At 49.7% G+C, this 18,665-nt stretch carries 18 protein-coding genes and 3 tRNA genes; 8 read left to right on the plus strand and 13 right to left on the minus strand.

The window, feature by feature from the left end:
• The first annotated feature begins 14 nt into the window (after positions 1 to 14).
• Positions 15 to 488 carry an NYN domain-containing protein gene (locus tag N7E60_RS06780; protein ID WP_269598556.1) on the plus strand — a complete coding sequence of 158 codons (474 nt, stop codon included), beginning with the start codon at positions 15 to 17 and terminating at the stop codon, positions 486 to 488.
• 67 nt (positions 489 to 555) lie between these two features.
• The gene (locus N7E60_RS06785; RefSeq protein ID WP_077666288.1) at positions 556 to 1,380 is read left to right on the plus strand and encodes a Cof-type HAD-IIB family hydrolase; all 825 of its coding nucleotides are present in this window, start codon (positions 556 to 558) and stop codon (positions 1,378 to 1,380) included.
• A gap of 170 nt (positions 1,381 to 1,550) precedes the next feature.
• On the opposite strand, the gene N7E60_RS06790 is transcribed toward N7E60_RS06785, so the two are convergent.
• The 5 genes from N7E60_RS06790 to N7E60_RS06810 all read right to left on the minus strand — a co-directional run bounded on the left by N7E60_RS06790 (position 1,551) and on the right by N7E60_RS06810 (position 3,872).
• Positions 1,551 to 1,627 (minus strand) — tRNA-Val (locus N7E60_RS06790).
• A gap of 13 nt (positions 1,628 to 1,640) precedes the next feature.
• Positions 1,641 to 1,717, minus strand: a tRNA-Val gene (locus N7E60_RS06795).
• Positions 1,718 to 1,740: 23 nt separating this feature from the next.
• A tRNA-Val gene (locus N7E60_RS06800) sits at positions 1,741 to 1,817 on the minus strand.
• A 159-nt stretch (positions 1,818 to 1,976) separates the two neighbouring features.
• Complete coding sequence (locus N7E60_RS06805) at positions 1,977 to 2,981, minus strand: DUF3080 domain-containing protein (RefSeq protein WP_269598477.1); 1,005 nt, start codon at positions 2,979 to 2,981, stop codon at positions 1,977 to 1,979.
• Between the two features lie 150 nt (positions 2,982 to 3,131).
• Positions 3,132 to 3,872 carry a UTRA domain-containing protein gene (locus tag N7E60_RS06810; RefSeq protein WP_069587621.1) on the minus strand — a complete coding sequence of 247 codons (741 nt, stop codon included), beginning with the start codon at positions 3,870 to 3,872 and terminating at the stop codon, positions 3,132 to 3,134.
• Positions 3,873 to 4,083: 211 nt separating this feature from the next.
• On the opposite strand from N7E60_RS06810, the gene N7E60_RS06815 reads away from it, so the two are divergent.
• The 6 genes from N7E60_RS06815 to N7E60_RS06840 are packed head-to-tail and all read left to right on the plus strand — an operon-like array spanning position 4,084 to position 9,377.
• Positions 4,084 to 5,163, plus strand: coding sequence for an ABC transporter substrate-binding protein (locus N7E60_RS06815; protein WP_269598478.1), 1,080 nt, complete (start codon positions 4,084 to 4,086; stop codon positions 5,161 to 5,163).
• Positions 5,164 to 5,181: 18 nt separating this feature from the next.
• Positions 5,182 to 6,003, plus strand: coding sequence for an alkaline phosphatase family protein (locus N7E60_RS06820; protein ID WP_269598479.1), 822 nt, complete (start codon positions 5,182 to 5,184; stop codon positions 6,001 to 6,003).
• Entirely contained in the window at positions 6,000 to 6,908 is a 909-nt protein-coding gene (locus N7E60_RS06825; protein WP_269598480.1) for an ABC transporter permease, read from the plus strand. Before N7E60_RS06820 ends, N7E60_RS06825 begins: the two co-directional genes overlap by 4 nt.
• 2 nt (positions 6,909 to 6,910) lie before the next feature.
• A complete protein-coding gene (locus N7E60_RS06830) occupies positions 6,911 to 7,696 on the plus strand; it encodes an ABC transporter permease (RefSeq protein WP_269598481.1) in 786 nt (261 codons plus the stop codon).
• Complete coding sequence (locus N7E60_RS06835; protein WP_077480533.1) at positions 7,696 to 8,715, plus strand: ABC transporter ATP-binding protein; 1,020 nt, start codon at positions 7,696 to 7,698, stop codon at positions 8,713 to 8,715. Before N7E60_RS06830 ends, N7E60_RS06835 begins: the two co-directional genes overlap by 1 nt.
• A 2-nt stretch (positions 8,716 to 8,717) precedes the next feature.
• Positions 8,718 to 9,377 (plus strand): HAD family hydrolase, encoded by a 660-nt coding sequence (locus N7E60_RS06840; protein ID WP_269598482.1) that lies wholly within the window; start codon positions 8,718 to 8,720, stop codon positions 9,375 to 9,377.
• A 58-nt stretch (positions 9,378 to 9,435) separates the two neighbouring features.
• Here N7E60_RS06840 and N7E60_RS06845 read toward each other — a convergent pair whose 3' ends face one another.
• The 8 genes from N7E60_RS06845 to hutI form a co-directional block, all read right to left on the minus strand.
• Positions 9,436 to 10,806 carry an MATE family efflux transporter gene (locus N7E60_RS06845; protein WP_069587627.1) on the minus strand — a complete coding sequence of 457 codons (1,371 nt, stop codon included), beginning with the start codon at positions 10,804 to 10,806 and terminating at the stop codon, positions 9,436 to 9,438.
• A gap of 173 nt (positions 10,807 to 10,979) precedes the next feature.
• The gene (locus N7E60_RS06850) at positions 10,980 to 11,183 is read right to left on the minus strand and encodes a CPXCG motif-containing cysteine-rich protein (RefSeq protein ID WP_069587628.1); all 204 of its coding nucleotides are present in this window, start codon (positions 11,181 to 11,183) and stop codon (positions 10,980 to 10,982) included.
• A gap of 187 nt (positions 11,184 to 11,370) precedes the next feature.
• The gene (gene hxpB, locus N7E60_RS06855) at positions 11,371 to 12,015 is read right to left on the minus strand and encodes a hexitol phosphatase HxpB (RefSeq protein ID WP_269598483.1); all 645 of its coding nucleotides are present in this window, start codon (positions 12,013 to 12,015) and stop codon (positions 11,371 to 11,373) included.
• A 35-nt stretch (positions 12,016 to 12,050) separates the two neighbouring features.
• Entirely contained in the window at positions 12,051 to 12,920 is an 870-nt protein-coding gene (locus N7E60_RS06860; protein WP_077661907.1) for a fructosamine kinase family protein, read from the minus strand.
• Positions 12,921 to 13,119: 199 nt separating this feature from the next.
• Positions 13,120 to 14,658 (minus strand): histidine ammonia-lyase, encoded by a 1,539-nt coding sequence (gene hutH / locus N7E60_RS06865; protein WP_269598484.1) that lies wholly within the window; start codon positions 14,656 to 14,658, stop codon positions 13,120 to 13,122.
• Positions 14,659 to 14,668: 10 nt separating this feature from the next.
• Positions 14,669 to 16,357: a urocanate hydratase gene (gene hutU, locus N7E60_RS06870; RefSeq protein ID WP_269598485.1), complete on the minus strand. Its 1,689-nt coding sequence runs from the start codon at positions 16,355 to 16,357 to the stop codon at positions 14,669 to 14,671.
• 2 nt (positions 16,358 to 16,359) lie between these two features.
• Entirely contained in the window at positions 16,360 to 17,376 is a 1,017-nt protein-coding gene (gene hutG / locus N7E60_RS06875) for a formimidoylglutamase (RefSeq protein WP_269598486.1), read from the minus strand.
• The gene (gene hutI / locus N7E60_RS06880; protein WP_269598487.1) at positions 17,373 to 18,596 is read right to left on the minus strand and encodes an imidazolonepropionase; all 1,224 of its coding nucleotides are present in this window, start codon (positions 18,594 to 18,596) and stop codon (positions 17,373 to 17,375) included. Before hutI ends, hutG begins: the two co-directional genes overlap by 4 nt.
• Positions 18,597 to 18,665 lie beyond the last annotated feature (69 nt).

Consider the following 18,665-nt stretch of genomic DNA (forward strand, 5'->3'; position numbering starts at 1 on the left):
ACTGTGAGCCTGACTTGAAAAAAATCGCGGTTTTTGTCGACGTTCAAAATATCTACTACACCACACGCCAAGCCTACGGGCGTCAGTTTAATTATCGCCAGTTGTGGCAAACCCTCAATGATATGGGGGAGGTGGTAACCGCGTATGCCTACGCCATTCGCCGCGATGACGATCAGCAAATCAAATTTCAAGATGCCCTTCGCCACATTGGCTTTACCGTCAAGCTTAAACCTTATATTCAACGCGCCGATGGCAGTACTAAAGGCGATTGGGATGTGGGGATTGCCATTGATGTGATGGAAGCCGCGCCCGAGGTTGATACCGTGGTGCTGTTATCCGGCGACGGAGATTTTGATTTGCTGATGAACAAAATCCGCTTGCGCTATCACACTGAAGCGGTGGTGCTTGGTGTGCCTTCCCTAACGGCTAATTCCTTGGTGAACAGTGTCGATCGCTTTATTGCGATTGAAGACGATATGTTGTTGTAGGCACGGCGTTTAGTTTGCGGTTCTGGGACAATTTCTGATTTTATGTTGATGTTGAAGCGAGTAAACGATGTACAAATTAATCGCCCTAGATATGGACGGCACCTTGTTAAACAGCGAGAAAGCAATATCTGCTGAGAATAAGCAAGCCATTGCCCGCGCGCGTGAGAAAGGCGTGACTGTGGTATTAGCGTCTGGCCGTCCGCTTGAGGGCATGCAGCCTAAGCTAGACGAACTGGGAATCGGGTCGGATAAAGACTTTGTGCTGTATTACAACGGCTCGATGGTGAAAAACGTAGGGACCGATGAGGTGATCTTGCAAAAAGGGCTAGACGGCAAAGCCGCGAAAGCGCTGGCTCGACATGCTGAAGCATTGGGTGCCTACGTGCACGCGTTTAGTACTGAGCACGGTTTAATTACACCAGCACAGAATCCGTATACCGAAATTGAAGGCAAGATCAACGGCCTAGATATTACCGTGATGGATTTCGAGACCCTAAGCGATGATCATCCGATTATCAAAGTGTTGATGGTGGCAGAGCCAAGCAAGTTAAACGAAGTGATCAGTGCGTTACCATCCGCGCTACGCGAGGAATTTACGGTCGTGCAAAGTGCGCCTTTCTTCCTCGAGTTTCTAAACCCTGCGAGCAATAAAGGGGCGGGGGTGGCCGCCATTGCAGCGCATCTAGGTATTCAACCCGATGAAGTGATTTGCATGGGCGATGCTGAAAACGATCACGCGATGTTGGAATACGCGGGCCTTGGCATTGCGATGGCTAATGCCATGGAAGCAACCAAGCAAATCGCGGATTACATTACCGAAAGCAATGATGAGCACGGTGTGGCCAAAGCGATTGAAAAGTTTGTGTTAGCAGCGGATAGCGCCGTAGCGTAAAACGAACAAGCATAAATCAATGGGGCGGGTGTTTGTGCCTGCCTCGTTTTAATTTCATGGTATTGATGGTGTCGTTTACTGATGTGGCGTGAGCCTATCTTGCTTTAAAGAACAGGTAGCGGTATTCGCGGAGAACAAAAAAGCCTGCTAAAAAGCAGGCTCTCTGGAAATGGTGCGTCCGGGCAGACTCGAACTGCCGACCCCCGCCATGTCAAGGCGGTACTCTAACCAACTGAGCTACGGACGCGAATTTCAAAATGTGGTGCGTCTGAGTGGACTCGAACCACCGACTTCCACCATGTCAAGGTGACACTCTAACCAACTGAGTTACAGACGCATAATTTTTCGTTTCAAGCAAAGTGGTGCGTCCGAGTGGACTCGAACCACCGACCCCCGCCATGTCAAGGCGATACTCTAACCAGCTGAGCTACGGACGCACAGTGCTTGAAAGCGGGATGAATAGTAGCGAGTTCATCTGTGTCACGCAAGCGCTTGAGCGCACTTTTTTGCACATTGACGTCTGTTTGGCGATTTGGTGGTCAAATTGATGGTTTTTCACCATTTTTCTTTATGATCGCGACGTGACAGGCGGACACTTACCCGCCTAAGGTCACGTTGCAGCGTTGGAACAGCTGTTGCCATACATCGGCATGATGACGAATGGCCTGTTTATACGCCGTGTATGCCTCGCCTTGCCAATAGGCGGATTTATACGCAGAAAAAGGCGGAGGCGTTTCTAGGGAGGCAAGTTGATTTAATGTTGGCGATACATCACGATACAAGCCGTCTACGCGCGCTAAATAAGGTTGTACTTCACCGACATAATATTTGTAAAACACGGTTTTTAATCGCTCGAGGCGGGTAGTATCAAAATTTTCACCACACAGTACTTTGGATTGATTGTCAGCAATCAACTGGCTAGTTTGATTGAGCCAATCCGTATGCGCTGTCAGACTGACGAATAATGCGCCTAAAATCGGTTGTTTTTCAATACTTTCTTGCCACTCAAGAATGCTTTCATGAGTCGACGATGGCTGTTGAACCAAGCGGCCGAATTGTGTCATCGCGCTGACCGCATTGCTATGCGCGGGAAGTTCAATCGGCAACGTGTGAATCGGCAATGACCACTGTGCTTGCCAGGCGCTGCTATCAATCACCGTATTCCAGATAACGGTGGGAAGTTGCTGGGTTTTGCTTACGATGGCGTCATTGAGCGCGGTTCGGATGCTGTCATCTTTCACCTTTGGCAGGCATTGCTTAGCGACACGGATAAAACTGAGTTCGTAATCAAGCTGACGAAAGCGATCGGCGACTTTCCCCAGTGAGGAATTACGCTCGGCAATTAAATTAAACAGCCCGCATTGGCGCAGTTCATAAGCATCGAGCAACCCTAAACGGAGATCGGCGATGGGTTGTACCAGCTCCCGTTTACGAGGCAAAGAGGGCAGCGCCGGTAGGCTAAGGGGAGAGGGATCAGCATCCAACACATTTCCGAGGCGTTGTTGGTAGTCGGCCATCATGGCTTTAGCCGGATCGGCTGGTTCACAAGCAGTCAGCAAGCTTATCGATAGAACAATCAGAAGGGGAGCGAGTAAGCGCATAACACGGTGATTCCTTTAGCGTCGATGCCAGTCGATACGAAGGCGACCCGCAACCCGATCGCCACGTCTCATAGTTTACGCAACTTACTGAGTTTATGTCAGTAGGATGGTTTTATTCCCGTTACATCGCTCTAGAACCGATAAGGTCGATTATCGAACAGCGGGGTCGACACTGTCGATACGGATCACCACCGCGTCGGGTCGCCAATATTCAAATTCGCAATCCATCAACTCACCATCTTGCTTGTAGTTGATTCGGCATATTTTGAGGATGGGTTGCCCATTGGCAAGGTTCAATGCTTTGGCAACGTGAGCGGGGGCTGAGGTGGGGATGACTTCAAACCGCGAGCGTTTCGTTTCGTAGTGATATTTGTCTCGGTAAATCCCTGTCAGTGACTGGGTTAAATCCTCAGTTAAGATACCTTCAAACAAAGCGGCTTTAAGTACATTCTCGACAAACAGTACCGCTCGACCATCGATATAACGTAACCGCTCAATGATATGAATGGGCAACATAGGGCCTGCGTCCAACGCACGAGCGTACTCGCCGGATGCGACTTCGTTGCGCACTCTGATTAATCGAGTATCCGCGGTGCGATCTTGTTCGCGGATCATTTGGTGGAAGTGGGTCCGAGATAGAGGGTTATAGCCAATTCGCTCGGGGGACACATACCAACCTCGACGTTCTTCGCGATAAATCAGCCCTTCAGTCTCCAGTGAAACCAAGGCGTCTTTAACCGTAATACGCGTGGTACCGTAGAGCTCACTGAGTTCGCGTTCTGAAGGGAGTTTCTGTCCTTGATGTATCACACCTGCTTGGATTTGCTCTCGCAGATTCTGCTTGATGTATGTCAGTTGCGTACCGTATTGGCGAGTTGTCGTCACGCTCATTAGTGATCTAGTCCAGTAAAGAGTATCCCCGCAAGATAAGTCACAGAGTTAACAGAAATATGACAGCTATCAGTCGCTTGGACACAGGATGCCTGCAATAAAAGTGACATGAAATGTAAGCAGAAATGTCAATCTATTGATGCCTAATCGTCATATTTGCGCCCTAGCATGCAAAACGAACTTACTGACCTAGTCCAGAAGGATAGAGACAATGAAAACTTTGCTAAGTCGTTCCGTTGCTTTACCGGCGAAGCGTATGGTGCCAGCAGCACTGATCGCCGCTACACTGGCGTTTCCTGCGGTGGCTAAAGAGACCAACCTGGAATCTTTGACCAAGGCTGCCCAGCAAGAGGGGGCTGTTTATAGCGTGGGTATGCCCGACAGTTGGGCGAATTGGAAAGACACGTGGGCGGATTTGAAGGCAAATTATGGGTTAATCCACCAAGACACTGACATGAGCTCGGCACAAGAAATTGCCAAATTTGAAGCTGAGAAGAAAAATGCCACCGCGGATATTGGTGACGTCGGCTTTGCATTTGCGCGTGTTGCGGTGAAAAAGGGTGTCACCCAGCCCTATAAGCCGAGTACTTGGGATGATATTCCTGACTGGGCAAAAGACAAAGACGGCCACTGGGCGTTGGCTTATACCGGCACGATCGCGTTTATCGCCAACAATAACTTGGTGAAAGATGCGCCAACATCGTGGCAGGACCTACTTGAAGGGGACTACAAGGTTACGGTCGGGGATGTGGGCGTTGCGTCTCAGGCAAACAATGCTGTCTTAGCGGCTTCATTTGCCAATGGCGGTGATGAATCCAACCTAAAGCCAGCGATCGATTTCTTTGCAAAACTGGCCAAGCAGGGACGCTTATCGTTCACCAACCCAAGCATTGCGAACCTTGAAAAAGGTGAAATCGAAGTGGCTATTATGTGGGATTTCAATGCGCTGAATTACCGCGACAAAATTGATCGTGAGCGTTTCACAGTAAATATTCCTCAAGATGGCTCCGTGATTTCTGGTTACACCACCATTATCAATAAATACGCGAAAAACCCCAACGCGGCGAAGTTGGCGCGTGAGTACATTTTTAGTGACCAAGGGCAAATTAATCTTGCCGAGGGATATGCTCGTCCGATTCGTACCAATGTCACCTTACCTCAGTCGATCCAAGACAAACTGATCGCCAATGACCAATACAGCAATGTGCGCCCAGTGACGAACTTCTCGGCATGGGAAAAGTCAGCGCGCCGTCTACCTCGTCAATGGCAAGAAAGTGTGCTTATCCACTAGCAATAGAAGTCGGTTAGTATGAATAATAAGGTGATCCTTGTTGTTCTTGACGGACTGAATTATCAGGTAGCCCGTGATTGCATGGGCTATCTGAACGGTCTTGTAGAACAACCTCATTCCCAATCAGCGCTGCGCACCACGCTTTATCAGCTGCAAAGTGAATTGCCATCCATGTCTCGCCCTTTGTATGAGTGCATCTTAACCGGGATCCGCCCGATAGAAAGCGGCATCGTCAACAATACGATTGTGCGTTTATCCAAGCATGATTCAGTTTTTAGCTTGGCGAGCGCACAAGGCAAGGTAACCGCGGCTGCGGCCTATCATTGGATCAGCGAGCTCTATAATCGTGCGCCTTTTGAGCCGGTTAGAGATCGCTTTACGCATGACACATCACTCAATATTCAGCATGGCTGTTTCTACCATTGGGATCATTACCCAGATGAAGCCTTGTTGTTGGACGCAGAGTATTTACGTCGTACTTTCGGGCCCGATTTTTTGCTCATCCACCCCATGAATATGGATGATCTCGGGCACAAACACGGCTTGGATTCTCAGCAATATCGCAATGGTGCGCGGCATATTGATAGTTTGCTCGCGAATTACATCGAAGCTTGGGTAGCCGACGGTTATCAAGTGCTGATCACCAGCGATCATGGGATGAATAATGACAGGTCGCACGGTGGTACGTTGGCAGAAGAGCGCGATGTACCTTTGTTTGTTATCGGTGAGCGTTTTAGCCATCAAGCCTGCAAGGTTAAACAAACCGAACTGTGCGGCACTGTGTGTCAGCTATTGCAGCTCGACCACCCCAAACCTTTTACTCAGGAATTGTTAGCATGATGGACAGTTCTCTTACTCCCACGCACACCCATACACCGACCAAAACTAAGCTCGCTTGGGTGACTCGACTTAAACGTTGGAAACCCGCGCTGTGGTTAGTTCCTTTTGGCTGCTTTTTCTATCTGTTTCAGATTGCGCCCATGGTCTGGGTGTTCGTTAATAGCTTTATTTACGACGACACATTAAGCGTCGATAACTATGTCGAAATCATCGACTCTGCCTTTATGCTTCAGGCGTTTAGTAATAGCTTGTGGCTGGCGTTTTGGTCGAGTGTGGTGGGGTTGGCCATCGCAACCTTGTTGGTGTCTTCGCTACGTCGTGTCGATTCTAAACTTCGTGATGGCGTGATTGCCTTTACCAATATGAGCAGCAACTTTGCCGGCGTGCCATTGGCGTTTGCCTTTATCATTATTTTGGGCACTAATGGCGCCATTACCTTGCTCCTCAAGCAATACGGTGTACTGGGCGAGTTTGACCTTTACGGCAAGTGGGGATTGTTGGCGATCTATATTTATTTTCAAATTCCACTTGCGGTGTTGCTTCTCTATCCCGCGTTTGATGCGTTGAGTGATGACTGGCAAGCCGCCGCTGCCCTGTTGGGGGCTCGCACATCACAATACTGGGCGCGAGTGGCCTTGCCTGTTCTCTCTCCCGCGTTATTTGGCACCTTTATTATCCTCATTGCCAATGCTATCGGCGCTTATGCCAGTGTTTATGCGCTAACGTCGGGTAATTACAACCTTGTCACCGTGCGCATTGCCAGTTTGGTATCGGGCGATTTATTCCTTGAGCCCAATCTGGCAGCGGCGATTTCTGTCATTCTGATGGTGTTACTGGCGTTTATTACCGTCGTTAACCAATGGCTTATTGCAAAAAGCTACGCGGGCAAAAAGGGGAGAGAATAGCGATGGATACGATGAATACCCGATACCACAAAACCGTGGTTTACGGCATTGTTGGCGTGATGCTAGTCCCGATCTTAGCGACCTTAATCTATTCATTCTCATCGCGTTGGGGCGCCACAGTGTTACCCGATGGATTTACGTTGGATTGGTACCTAAAGCTGGTTACCGATCCGCGTTTTTTAGAAGCATTTGGTCGCTCGCTGTTTATTTGTATCGCCGCGTTGACGCTCAGTGTGGTGTTGATCTTACCGGCAATTTTTGTCGTGTTTTACTACTTTCCATCCCTCGACAAGCTTATGAATGTGATGATCCTGCTTCCCTTTGCCGTGCCACCTGTGGTGTCTTCGGTGGGGTTACTTCAGCTTTATGCCGACAGCGAGATTGCACTGATTGGCACTCCTTGGATTTTGATTGGCACCTACTTCACCATTGCGTTGCCCTTTATGTACCGTGCGATTGCCAATAGCTTCGAGGCAATTCACCTGCATGATCTGATGGATGCCGCTCATTTACTCGGCGCGAGTACCCGCCAAGCCTTTTTACTGATCGTACTACCGAATGTGAAGAAAGGCCTCATGGCGTCACTGTTCTTGTCGTTTTCGTTTCTACTCGGCGAGTTTGTTTTTGCCAATATCTTGGTGGGAACCCGTTACGAGACTCTGCAAATCTATCTCTACAATATGCGTCAAACCAGTGGTCACTTTACTTCCGCCTTGGTCATGACCTATTTCCTGTTTATTTTCTTACTGACTTGGCTCGCAAGTCGTTTTAGCCGAGGGGTGAAATAATGAGTTACGTTCGTGCCAATAACCTGACGAAACGCTTTGGTGATAACACTGTATTTGAAGACATTGAGTTCACGATTGAGCAAGGCGAATTTATTACTTTGTTGGGGCCGAGTGGTTGCGGTAAATCAACCTTGCTACGCAGCCTGGCTGGCTTGAACCCCGTTGATGATGGTGAGATATGGGTAAATGGTGAAAATATTACTCACCAAACGCCTCAGCAGCGAGGGATTGGCATGGTGTTTCAGTCATACGCCTTGTTCCCCAATATGACGGTTGAAGCCAATATTGCTTTTGGATTGAAAATGAAGCGGTGGGGGACGGCTGACATCCAACGTGAAGTGGCTAAGGTTATTGCGCTGGTTGATCTGACGGGGAAGGAAAAACACTATCCACACCAATTATCTGGCGGACAGCGTCAACGTGTTGCACTTGCTCGCGCTTTGGTCGTGAAACCGCGAATTTTATTGCTAGATGAGCCACTCTCGGCACTGGATGCCAAAATTCGCAAACACCTTCGCCAGCAAATCCGTGACATTCAAAAAGAGATGGATTTGACCACGATCTTTGTTACTCATGACCAAGAAGAAGCGATGATCATGTCAGATCGTATTTTCTTGATGGACAAAGGTGAAATCGTACAAGCGGGCACGCCGGAAGCCATTTATACCCAGCCGGCCAATGAGTTTGTTGCCGGGTTTATGGGCCATTACAACTTGGTGGAGGCCAAGAAAGCGAAACAGCTGTTTAATCTGGATACCGAGTGGAAAGTGGCGATTCGCCCTGAGTCCATTTATATCAAAGAGCCGGGACGCCAATATGGCTCACATATTTCTGCGCCACGTGTCGGTCGGATCCATAATCATCAACTGCTTGGTAATGTGATTCGCTATCAAGTGGCGGTCGATGACTGCCAGCTCACCGTGGATCTACTCAATCGCTCATCTGAGCGTTTGTTGGCGAACGGTAGTCAGCTCGAGCTGCTTTTTAACCTTAATGAACTCCAACCCGTGAGGCCTTAGCTATGTCGTCACCTTTGTACGTTTTTGATATGGACGATACCTTGATTAATGGTGACTGTGCCATGTTGTTTAACGCGTTTTTGGTAGAAAAAGGCGTGGTGACGCAATCCGATTTTTTAAAGGAAGATCAGCGTTTAATGCAGCTTTATACGCAAGGAAAGCTCGACATGGCGAGCTACCTTCAATTTGCGATGGCGCCCCTGACCGACTTATCCGTCGAACAGGTACATGCGTTGGTAGAAGAGTGTTTGCACACCAAAATTTTACCTAAGCAGTTTGCCGAGTCGAAAACATTGCTGGCGCAGTTAGACCGTGATGGCATCGATAGGGTGATTATTTCAGCCAGCGTTACGTTTCTTGTCGAGGCGGTGGGGCACCACCTTGGGATCCCTGACGCCTTGGGGATTGATTTAGTGACAGCGCACAATCGTTATACCGCTACCATTGCTGGCATACCAAGCTATCGAGAAGGGAAGGTGGCACGTTTAGAGGCATGGCTAAATGGTCAGTCAACCGACTATTCAGCGATTCACTTTTTCACCGATTCGATCAACGACTTGCCTTTATGCTTGTACGCTGATTATGTTTACTTGGTCAACCCTTGTTCGCAGTTACGCGCCCAAGCCGACCAGCCCAATTGGACGATTTTACGTTGGGAATAGATTAAAGGTGGGAGAGGAGGTTGCCCTGCTGAAAGAAAACCTCAGCAGGGCGATAGGATTAGCGTTCTGACATGGCAAGTTGAAACTCAGAGGACTGGTTGCGCATCCAAAACAATCGCAGACCGAGCAAGAGGGCGGCGGTGGAAATACCAATAATGATCCCAACCCAAAAACCGTGAGCGCCCATTGCCGGTACCAGCCAATCTGTCATGCCTAATACGTAGCCGAGTGGCAAACCAAACACCCAGTAAGACACCAATGTTCGTTGGAAGATGGCGCGCATATCTTTATAACCACGCAGTGCACCGGCGGCAACCACTTGAATAGAGTCGGTAATTTGATATACCGCTGCCAATAACATCAAGGATGAGGCCAGTGTCGCCACTTCCACATTGTCCGAATAGAGTGCGATGATAGGGTCGCGGAGCCAAACGGTAAGAATAGCCGTAATACACGCGGTGCTTACGCCAAGCCAAATACCAATTTTGGCCGAATTGCCCGCACCTACCGTGGTGCGTTTGCCCAGCAAATGACCTACGCGAATACTGACCGCTGCACTGAGGCTCATCGGTAGCATAAAAATCATGGTCGAAAAGTTAATCGCAACTTGGTGAGCGGCCACGGTAATCGGTCCCAGCGGAGCAATCAAAATCGCAATGGCTGCAAACAAGGTCACTTCAAAAAAGAGTGACGCGGCAACAGGGAAACCGAGGCGAAACAGGCGGATTTGTTCTTTAAACGCAGGCGCATAAAGCGAAACAAACAGCTGTAAGGTGCTCAGTTTTTTACTGAATACCACATAAATCCACATCAATACGGCCATCAGCCAATACACAATGGCGGTTGCGACCCCACAGCCGACACCGCCAAGCTCAGGCGCACCGAGTTTGCCATACACAAACATCCAGTTTAACGGAATGTTGGCGGCAAGGCCGATAAAACCAATGACCATCGCGGGAATGGTCATCGACATGCCTTCGCAAAGGTTACGAATCGCTTGGAACACCAAAAAGGCCGGAACCGCCCAAATCACCGCGTGTAAGTAACCGATTGTTTTATCGGTTAATGCAGCTTCAACATCCATCAAGTTGATGATGACGCCAGCTTTATACAAAACCAACCCGATAGGAATACTCAGAAACAGCGCCATATAGAGGCCTTGCTGAAATTGATAGGGGATCTGGTCGTCCTTGCTTGCGCCATTAAGCTGAGCAATCATCGGGACCATAGCCATCAACAGGCCAATGCCAAACAAAATAGCTGGCATCCACACACTGGATGCAACGGCGACGGCGGCCATGTCGGTCGCGCTATAGCCACCGGCCATGACGGTGTCGACAAAGCCCATCGACGTTTGCGCGATTTGCGCGATAAACACTGGAATACTGAGCCTAATTATGGCGCTCGCTTCATCACGATACTGCTGCACGACTGCCTCAACACGGTTGTCTAAAAGGGAAGGAGGGAACAGATAATACGAGGGAGATTATACGTGCTAGAGCGGTGAAAGAGAAAGCAAAACTCGGCACGGCGCCTTTATTTCTGACAGACGGGACAACGCTGAGTGTGTCGCGTTAGATAGGCCCGAGAGCGTCTTATCAGTTAAAAGATTTGCTCGTCGTCTGCATCGACAAATAAATTGACCGTTTTATGCAACTCATCAATCTGCATATTGTAGTGAATGGCATTGCAGCAATTTGGGCAATCTTCATAGAACTCTTGGTTTCCGCCGCTTAAATCAAGCGTAATATCAAAACGGTGCCCACAATGGGGGCAGCTCACGATCCGGTCAGTGATGTCTTTCATTATTCCTCCTCATGATGGGACGTCACTTTCTCTCCAATAAGGCTTTCTTGATAAGTATAGAAGATATGATGAGGCGCGGCCCTCCTTGGGCAAAGTGTATCGAGGTGCTGAGGGAGGTGGGAGAGTGATGGAAATAAAAGAGGCGGCCAATGCCGCCTTATGGAAACGCCCATGAACGATATCGGTGTTACAGCATCTCTGAGGTAAAGTCGCTAAGAGTCTCAAGTTTGTGATCCGCAATGACAAAGCGTGGATCATCCCATTCATGAGCGGCGGGTACCACAATGGTTTTCATCGAGGCCGCTTTGGCGGCGAGTAGACCAGTGAATGAGTCCTCGAAGGCAATACATTGCTCAGGCTCAACGTCTAGTGCTTGCGCAGCATTTAGGTAGACTTCTGGGTGGGGCTTTCCGTGCTTTAAATCACCGGCGGATTCAATAATAGAAAACTGATCACTTAACCCTAATGCATCTAGCGTTGGGTGAATGAGCGACAGGGGAGACGAAGACGCAAGTCCGATTTTAAGGCCGGCTTGGCGGCAAATGGCCAATGCCTCTTTCACGCCCGGCATCATGGGTTTTTCTTGCTGAACCAATTCGACCACACGCGCGACGATACGCTCTCTAACCTCGGCATTTGAAGGGCCTTGCCAAGGTTGCGTACGTGCATAGTGTTTTACAATTTCATCGATTCGAACACCAGTGGTGTCACGGGTGTCTTGCAAACTAATGGAAACTCCTAGCTCGCTCAGTACATCGATTTGAGCGCGTTGCCAGAAGGGTTCTGAGTCGACCAAAAGGCCGTCCATATCGAAAATTGCGGCAGATAACATTGCCAACCTCTATCTGTATGCATGGATAGCGCATGCTACACCGTCAGTCCCAGTTTTGTCAGCAACTGCTCTGTTTTCGTTAAATAAGGGCCGCCGAATAGGTTTACGTGGTTGAGTACATGATAAAGGTTATAAATGTCTTTACGCTGCTGGTAGCCCTCATCTAACGGCCATTCAGCGTGATAGCCATTGTAGAAACTTTCAGGGAAGCCGCCGAACAGCTCAGTCAGTGCGATATCGGTTTCACGGTCGCCCCAGTAACTGGCAGGGTCGAACACGACTGGGCCGTTCACCGATAATCCGGCATTACCATGCCACAAATCACCGTGTAGCAGAGATGGCTTGGGAGAGTGACCCGCTAAAGCGAGTTTTACGCCTTGAATGATGGCTTCGATGTCGCCGAAATGGAGGCCTTTTTCGGCAGCAAGTTGCAACTGCCAGCCAATCCGTTGCTCAGCAAAAAACTGACACCATTTGCGGTGCCAGCAGTTACGCTGCTCCGTCATGCCGATGTAGTTATCATCATCAAACCCATATTCAACCTGTTCGCCCCAACGGTGATGGCGAGCGAGGTGTTGGCCCAGTAGATAGGCTTGGGTGTCATCGAGAGGTTTAATCGGGAGATAACTTAATACTAATGCCGCTTGATCTTTCACTGGGCCAACATAATGGACCTGTGGCACTTGTATTTGTTCACTGATAGCCAGTTGTCGCAGTGCTTCTGCTTCGGCCTCAAAAACGGGTAGGCATTCGCGTTCATTAATTTTAACGAAGAACCGCTGTGCTTTATCGTCACTGACACAATAAGCGTCGTGAATATCACCGCCAGAAACCGGCGTTTTCTCTGTGATTTCAAAATCAATATTGAGTTGATCTGAAAGGTGAACCGACAGTGCATGCCACATAAGCGACTCCGTTACATCGAGGTCAGGGGGAAGTAACAGCGATTGGTTATATATTAGCCTATGATTTCGCCCAATATCTGTGGAGATGGCGACACTTTATATAAAAAACGACCCAAATCCTTAGTTATGCGTGTGTTAACACGATTCGTTAGGACAGGGCCGTTTCACTCATGGTTAGATTATGTAGATAACGCGCAAATCATTGATGCAAACTTGGCAACGCGCCAGCAGGCATCAGACGATTGTAGGTGCCTGTTTGGAGGAGTGCATTTGCTTTTTCAATATCAGGGGCAAAGTAACGGTCCTTGTCATAAAAAGGCACGACGCCACGTAGCTCCGCCTTCGCCTGCTCCAATTTCTCTGAGCTTTTCAGCGGTGCTCGGAAGTCGATACCTTGGCAAGCAGAAAGCAACTCAACGGCGAGGATCCCACGTGTATTACTGCTCATGTCTTTGAGGCGACGGGCGGCAAAGGTAGCCATAGATACATGATCTTCTTGGTTGGCCGATGTGGGCAAGCTGTCAATCGAGGCTGGGTGCGCTAAGGTTTTGTTTTCGCTTGCGAGCGCGGCTGCGGTGACTTGCGCGATCATAAAGCCCGAGTTAACGCCACCATTGTTAACCAAAAATGCAGGCAGCTTGCTGAGGTTGCTATCGATAAGCAGGGCCATACGACGTTCAGATAAGCTGCCAATCTCGGCAATGGCTAACGCGAGGTTATCCGCTGCCATCGCCACCGGCTCAGCATGGAAATTGCCCCCAGAGAGGATGTCACCATCTTCTGGGAAAACCAAAGGATTATCAGATACTGCATTGGCTTCGGTGGTCAATACGTCGGCAGCGTGGCGAATTTGCTGTAAACACGCGCCCATCACTTGCGGCTGACAGCGCAGCGAGTATGGGTCTTGTACTTTTTCACAGTTTTGGTGGCTATCGCCAATTTCACTGGTTCCACCCAGTAGATGACGATAGGCAGCGGCGGCATCCATTTGCGTCTGATGTCCACGCACAGCATGGATGCGAGGATCAAACGGCCGGCGACTTCCCAATGCCGCTTCGACAGATAGGGCACCACACACAGTGGCGGCAGCATACAAATCTTCGGCTTCAAACAAGCCTTCTAGTGCAAATGCCGTGGATGCTTGCGTACCGTTAAGTAGTGCAAGGCCCTCTTTAGGCCCAAGCGTGATCGGGGACAGTCCGGCAATTTTGAGCGCTGCTTCACCTGAGATCACTTCGCCTTTGTAGCGTGCTTGGCCTTCACCCAATAAAACAGTACTCATATGCGCCAAAGGCGCGAGGTCGCCTGAAGCGCCAACAGAGCCTTTCTTGGGAATACAAGGGTACACTTCGTGATTAATCAGTGCTGCCAAGGCTTCGACGACGCTAAAGCGAATACCCGAATAGCCGCGCGCAAGGCTGGCAATTTTGAGCACGATCATCAATCGTACTGTGGCATCATCCATAAACTCGCCAATGCCAGCTGCGTGAGATAATACGATGGAGCGCTGCAGTGTTTCCAAATCATCAAGTTCGATACGGGTGTTGGCAAGCAAGCCAAACCCAGTGTTGATGCCATAAACCACACGTCCTTGATCAAGGACCTCTGCAACTGTGTCTGTGCTTGCTTTCATGGTGGCTTCAATGCCATCTGCAAATGCAATCTTTATCGGTTCACGGCTCACTTGGCGTAGCTGGGCAAGCGTGAGCTCGCCCGGTTGTAACGTCAATGTGGTCATTTTGCTCTCCTTAGCGCAGCGGCTGGTTAGGAATATCCAGCAGCGGTAAATCTAGGTTCTGTTCTTTGGCACAATTAATCGCGATGTCATACCCCGCGTCAGCGTGGCGCATCACTCCGGTTGCAGGGTCGTTATGGAGTACACGACCAATACGTGCATGGGCGTCATCTGTACCATCACAGACAATCACGACGCCTGAATGTTGCGAGAAGCCCATACCGACGCCACCACCGTGGTGAAGTGACACCCAGGTCGCGCCTGATGCGGTATTAAGAAGAGCGTTGAGTAAAGGCCAATCAGAGACAGCATCAGAGCCATCCATCATGCCCTCGGTTTCACGGTTAGGGCTGGCAACCGAGCCAGAATCCAGATGGTCGCGACCAATCACGATCGGCGCTTTGAGTTCGCCATTTTTTACCATCTCATTGAAAGCTAACGCCAAGCGCGCCCGATCTTTAAGGCCAACCCAACAAATGCGCGCAGGTAACCCTTGGAATTGAATACGCTCTTTTGCCATATCGAGCCAGTTGTGTAGGTGCGGATCATCGGGGATCAGCTCTTTTACTTTTTGGTCAGTTTTATAGATATCTTCGGGATCGCCGGATAATGCTGCCCAGCGGAATGGCCCAATACCTTCACAGAACAGAGGACGAATATACGCAGGGACAAAGCCCGGAAAATCAAACGCATTTTCAACGCCCACTTCTAATGCCATTTGGCGAATATTGTTGCCGTAATCTAGAGTTGCCGCACCGCGAGATTGGAGTTCAAGCATGGCTTTAACTTGTACTGCCATCGATGCTTTTGCCGCTTTGACGACCTCAGATTCGTTTTCTTTTCGTTGTGCGACGGCTTGCTCCATCGTCCAGCCTTGTGGCAAGTAGCCGTTCAGTGGGTCGTGCGCTGACGTTTGATCGGTAACTACATCAGGGATGATGTTTCGTGCCACTAGTTCTGGGAAGATATCGGCAGCATTGGCTAATAGACCGACAGAGACGGGCTTACCGGACTGTTTGGCGTCTTCAATCATTCCAAGCGCTTCATCGAGTGACGTTGCTTTGCGATCGACGTAGCCAGTGCGCAGGCGATAATCAATACGGCTTTCGTCACACTCAACCGCAATCATCGAGAAGCCCGCCATGGTTGCAGCAAGTGGCTGAGCGCCACCCATGCCACCCAGACCACCCGTTAAGATCCAACGTCCCTTGGCGTCGCCGCCAAAGTGCTTTTTAGCAACCGCAACAAAGGTTTCGTAAGTGCCTTGCACAATGCCCTGCGAGCCAATGTAGATCCAGCTTCCTGCAGTCATTTGGCCGTACATCATCAAGCCTTGCTTATCGAGCTCGTTAAAGTGTTCCCAATTTGCCCAATGAGGTACCAAGTTTGAGTTGGCAATCAGAACACGAGGTGCATCTTTATGAGTGGTAAAGACTCCAACGGGTTTACCGGATTGCACTAGTAAAGTTTGGTTATCTTCAAGGCGTTTTAGCACCTCGACAATCTTGTCATAGCATTGCCAGTTGCGTGCGGCTCGACCAATACCTCCGTAAACCACCAGTCCATGCGGATGTTCGGCGACATCTGGATGTAAGTTATTCATCAACATGCGTAAAGGCGCTTCGGTTAGCCAACTTTTAGCGTTTAGTTTTGTACCTGTTGGTGCTTGGATGGTCCGTGAGTCAAAACGTGGATCCGTCATGGTTACTCTCCTTGATTGTCGATACGGGTTGGCGATGCATGCAACATTGACCATGCCATGCGTGCGGCAAGGCGGCTGGTTTGTTGGTCGCGGTCATAGTTTGGGTTCACTTCGGTGATGTCACACACAGGAATACGAATGGCCTGCTGGTGGGCATCGGTAAAGATGTGTTGGAGCAAAGGCTCGATGACATGAACGGGCACACCATAAGCGGCAGGCGCACTAACGCCGGGTGCACTTGCGGCTGGGAAAACATCCATGTCGAGAGTGAGATAGAGATAGTCACACCCTTGGATAAATTGGGTGAGCTTGGTTTTAAGTGCCGGCAGTGCGTCAGTGTGCATCTGGGTGTCTTCTTCGACCCAACAATTAAGCTGCTCTGCTTTATCAAATAAGGCTTGGGTATTGCTGGTACGGCTGACGCCTAAGCAAGCATAATGGAATGGCCAGTCTCGTTGTTGGCAAAACTGCGCAATTTGTGCAAAGGGCGTCCCTGAGCTACCTTCCTGACTTAGCCCCTGGGGCGTACGCAAGTCAAAGTGCGCATCAAAATTGATAATGCCAATTTTAGGAGCGCGTTGGCTGTTTTCAGACAAGTGGCGCGATAAATAACTGGATAAGCCTTGAAAGCTTGCCCACGCCGTTTCATGCCCGCCACCCAATGTCAGTACATTGTGGTGGGGAAGGGCATTCGCAATCTGTGCGCTTAGGCTTTGCTGTGCTAAGACAAGGTCACCGTCGTCACAGGCGATAGTGCCACCATCAAATAATGGTGGGCATTGATGCCAAGCGAAGTTCGCGAGTGCTTGACGGATCGCATCGGGTGCAAGCGCCGCGCCTTGGCGGCCTTTATTGCGCGCGACACCTTCATCACACGCAAAGCCAAATAAGACAGTCCCGGCTCTCGGACTCTCGTCACTCAGTGCTTGAATATGTTGATGCAAACGCAGGCCGCGCTCGCCATCTTCAGGATCGGTACGTCCTTGCCAGAGCGACATATCGGCAGGTATATGTTTCATCCTCGGACTCCTTGCTCATCATACCAATCACCATTGACGATACGGCCAAGTAGTGGGGCGGTAGCGACCATGTAGCTGAGCTCGGCTGGCGTTTCACAGTCCCATACGGCTAAGTCGGCATCGAACCCGACAGCGATTTGTCCTTTGTGTGATAATCCCAATGCTTGCGCGGCATGGCGTGTGACGCCGTATAAGTTTTCCTTGGGGGTTAAACCAAATAAGGTTGATGCCATATTCATCATCAACGTGAGTGACGCAAACGGTGAGGTGCCGGGATTAAAGTCGGTGGCAAGTGCCATAGGGACCCGGCTTTCACGAAGAGCGGCAATAGGAGGCTGCTGTGTTTCACGCAAAAAGTAAAACGCACCGGGTAGCAGCGTCGCGACGGTATCGTATTCAGCGAGGACTTGCACATCGGCCTCTGACAAATACTCAATATGATCCACGGATAAAGCGCCGGCTTTGGCTGCAGCGACACTGCCACCCAGATCGCTAAGTTGTTCGGTATGTGCTTTTATTTTTAAACCATGAGCGTTGGCGGCCGCGAAAACACGCTCTGCTTGCTCGACACTGAACGCGATATTCTCGCAGAATACATCAACAGCATCTGCCAGTTGTTGTTCTGCCGCAGCCGGAATCATGGTGTGGCAGACAAAATCAATGTAGCTATCTGCATCATTACGGTATTCAGGTGGCAGTGCATGTGCGGCCAATAGCGTCGTTGATACATTGACCGGTAAGTGTTGGTCTATTGATTTCGCGACACGTAGCATTTTGAGCTCGTCTTCCAGCGTGAGCCCATAACCGGATTTGATTTCAATTGTTGTGACGCCGTCACGTATCAACGCATTGGCGCGCGGTACAGCCAGTTCCAATAAGGTTGCCTCACTGGCTGCTCGTGTCGCTTTTACTGTCGACAGAATGCCACCACCTTGAGCTGCAATAGTTTGATATGGCACACCGTTTAAGCGCTGTTCAAACTCGCCAGCGCGGTTACCTGCAAAAACTAAATGGGTATGGCTATCGATGAACCCTGGCGTCACTAACTTGCCATTCAGTGATTGGGAGGGCCAATCCAGCACTTCAGCGTCGTGTCCAAGGGCGACAATCTTGCCGTCTTCAACCGCGATAGATTGGTTGTCTTGGCAGCTGTAACCGTCAGATGCATAAACATCGGTGGCCATAGTCACTAATTTGGCGTGGGTATATACCTTTCTCATCGGTGATGCCTTACTACCTCTTTAAATGTCTATACAAATGTATAGACAAATAAGTGGTTGGGCACAAGA

It is taken from the genome of Salinivibrio proteolyticus, from assembly GCF_027286365.1.
GTDB classification, from domain to species: Bacteria; Pseudomonadota; Gammaproteobacteria; order Enterobacterales; family Vibrionaceae; genus Salinivibrio; species Salinivibrio proteolyticus.

Bases quoted from the DNA above. Each gene is read 5' to 3' on its own strand.
- N7E60_RS06785 (WP_077666288.1), top strand. From the start codon at position 556: ATGTACAAATTAATCGCCCTAGATATGGACGGCACCTTGTTAAACAGC.
- N7E60_RS06805 (WP_269598477.1), bottom strand. From the start codon at position 2,981: ATGCGCTTACTCGCTCCCCTTCTGATTGTTCTATCGATAAGCTTGCTG.
- N7E60_RS06810 (WP_069587621.1), bottom strand. From the start codon at position 3,872: ATGAGCGTGACGACAACTCGCCAATACGGTACGCAACTGACATACATC.
- N7E60_RS06815 (WP_269598478.1), top strand. From the start codon at position 4,084: ATGAAAACTTTGCTAAGTCGTTCCGTTGCTTTACCGGCGAAGCGTATG.
- N7E60_RS06820 (WP_269598479.1), top strand. From the start codon at position 5,182: ATGAATAATAAGGTGATCCTTGTTGTTCTTGACGGACTGAATTATCAG.
- N7E60_RS06825 (WP_269598480.1), top strand. From the start codon at position 6,000: ATGATGGACAGTTCTCTTACTCCCACGCACACCCATACACCGACCAAA.
- N7E60_RS06830 (WP_269598481.1), top strand. From the start codon at position 6,911: ATGGATACGATGAATACCCGATACCACAAAACCGTGGTTTACGGCATT.
- N7E60_RS06835 (WP_077480533.1), top strand. From the start codon at position 7,696: ATGAGTTACGTTCGTGCCAATAACCTGACGAAACGCTTTGGTGATAAC.
- N7E60_RS06840 (WP_269598482.1), top strand. From the start codon at position 8,718: ATGTCGTCACCTTTGTACGTTTTTGATATGGACGATACCTTGATTAAT.
- N7E60_RS06850 (WP_069587628.1), bottom strand. From the start codon at position 11,183: ATGAAAGACATCACTGACCGGATCGTGAGCTGCCCCCATTGTGGGCAC.
- hxpB (WP_269598483.1), bottom strand. From the start codon at position 12,015: ATGTTATCTGCCGCAATTTTCGATATGGACGGCCTTTTGGTCGACTCA.
- N7E60_RS06860 (WP_077661907.1), bottom strand. From the start codon at position 12,920: ATGTGGCATGCACTGTCGGTTCACCTTTCAGATCAACTCAATATTGAT.
- hutH (WP_269598484.1), bottom strand. From the start codon at position 14,658: ATGACCACATTGACGTTACAACCGGGCGAGCTCACGCTTGCCCAGCTA.
- hutU (WP_269598485.1), bottom strand. From the start codon at position 16,357: ATGACGGATCCACGTTTTGACTCACGGACCATCCAAGCACCAACAGGT.
- hutG (WP_269598486.1), bottom strand. From the start codon at position 17,376: ATGAAACATATACCTGCCGATATGTCGCTCTGGCAAGGACGTACCGAT.
- hutI (WP_269598487.1), bottom strand. From the start codon at position 18,596: ATGAGAAAGGTATATACCCACGCCAAATTAGTGACTATGGCCACCGAT.